This window comes from Geobacillus sp. PK12 (assembly GCF_004123125.1).
Taxonomy (GTDB): Bacteria; Bacillota; Bacilli; order Bacillales; family Anoxybacillaceae; genus Geobacillus; species Geobacillus zalihae.
This window is the reverse complement of the sequence record NZ_SDKL01000077.1, coordinates 1-1888: the sequence shown is the minus strand read 5'-3', so window position 1 is coordinate 1888 and position 1888 is coordinate 1. Positions and strand designations below refer to the sequence as shown.

General features: G+C 51.1%; 1 protein-coding gene. It reads right to left on the bottom strand.

Annotated features, from left to right (window positions below; genetic code table 11):
- Positions 1-75: 75 nt before the first annotated feature.
- Positions 76-1335 carry a group II intron reverse transcriptase/maturase gene (gene ltrA / locus ETR37_RS17540; RefSeq protein WP_020754699.1) on the bottom strand — a complete coding sequence of 420 codons (1260 nt, stop codon included), beginning with the start codon at positions 1333-1335 and terminating at the stop codon, positions 76-78.
- Positions 1336-1888: the final 553 nt, after the last annotated feature.

The window sequence follows — 1888 nt, the reverse complement described above, 5'->3', positions numbered from 1 at the left end:
AATCGAGTAGGAGAGGGTGACTAACCCTCGTCCTCTCACACCACCGTACGTACCGTTCGGTATACGGCGGTTCCATTAAGTCTGACGCAGAGATTCATATCGTTGATAAAGACTCTTCAGCCCTTGGCTCTCCCAATAGGAGTTGCCAAGGGCTTTATGCAGGATGGGACTGGCGGCCACTCTCCAATATTTCTTCCGAGTGTTTCCCCATTCATATGCTTTCTGCTTGGGCACTCCTAAACTTTGCAGTTTTCGGACTCTGGTTCTCGGAAGTTTCCACTCTTTCCATTGGCACATGCGCAGCCTTCGTCGAATCCATCCATCTAGTTCTTTGAACACACTTGGGGTCTCTGCTAGCGAAAAGTATCCACACCATCCCAGAATGTATTGATTGAGCTGTTCGATTCGTTCGGGCATGGGAATCGGTTTCGATCGGCTCGTCATGGTGCGTATCCTTTGCTTCATGCGCCGAATGCTTTCCTTTGCAATTCGGATTTTTGGCTCCTTACTTGGGGTGAAGCTAAAACCGAGGAATTTTCTCCTCCACGGACGATCCACTGCCGATTTGGTTTCGTTGACTTTCAGCCGAAGTTTCTTTTCGATGAATGCCGTGATCGATTTCATCACCCGTTCCCCGGCCTTCTTCGTCCTTACGTAGATATTGCAGTCATCCGCATACCGTACAAACTTGTGCCCTCGTTTTTCCAATTCTTTGTCCAGCTCATCCAGGAGAATGTTGGACAGGAGTGGACTGAGCGGCCCTCCTTGTGGAGTCCCCTCTTGTGTTTCCATGACCACCCCGTTGATCATGACCCCTGCCTGTAGATACTTCCGTATCAACTTTAGGAGGATTTTGTCTGGAATTCGTTTCGCTAATATCCCCATCAGTTTGTCATGGTTGACTCGATCAAAGAACTTTTCCAAGTCGATATCTACCACCCATGTATATCCTTCCTGAATATACTGCTTCGCCTTTTTCACCGCGTCGTGTCCTCTTCGACCGGGACGAAACCCGTAGCTGTGTTCCGAAAAGGATGGGTCAAAGATCGGCGTGAGCACTTGGGCGATGGCCTGTTGGATGAACCGGTCTGTCACGGTCGGGATTCCTAGTAACCTGACTCCTCCGTTCGGTTTCGGGATTTCGACCCGTCGGACCGGGCAAGGTTCGTAGGTCCCTTCTTCTAAAGCGTGCCGTATCGCGTCCCAATGTTCCACGAGGTGTCTTCGCAGGTCTTTGACGGACATTCCATCGGTTCCATGGGACCCTTTATTCTTTTCCACTTGTTTGAGTGCTCGCAGGAGATTCTCCCGTGACAATACCTGTTTCATCCACATTCCGATTCTTCCTCTCTACGTGAACGGTCCGTTCTATTTGTGCCATCTTCTTCTCCACCCTCTTGAGGTTCCCCATGGACTTCACCATTTCCCCCTCAAGCAGGCCCTTTCGGGTTATCTGCTTCATCAAAGAAGATGAACGCCTAGTGGCCGTTCTCCTTCATGGTTCGGTCCTTCCCCTTCTATCTTAAGCTAGACGGGTACTATGACCTCTGCTGACTTCTGTCCGTTCAGCGTTGGATCGCTCCAACGGTTGCCAAGCGCACTTGGCTTCCCGGACAGACCTCCCCGGGTAAGAGTGCAGTCTTTCCTTCCATCCATCTGCTTCATTTACTCGGTATCACCTTCGGCAGAAAGGGCTTCGTTTTGTCGTGCAAACTCACCCAATGATACCCAGCCTCCTATGAAGTTCGTGTTCCTCAGACCGGAAGTTTGCCGCCCGCTTCCTTCAGATTCTGCGTCGCCGCAGACACCCTTGCGTTAAGCTAACTGCTACTTCTGCCTTCGCAGTTCGGGACTTTCACCCTATAGACTGCACCCATGCCGGGCGCAC

Bases quoted from the DNA above. Each gene is read 5' to 3' on its own strand.
- ltrA (WP_020754699.1), bottom strand. From the start codon at position 1,335: ATGTGGATGAAACAGGTATTGTCACGGGAGAATCTCCTGCGAGCACTC.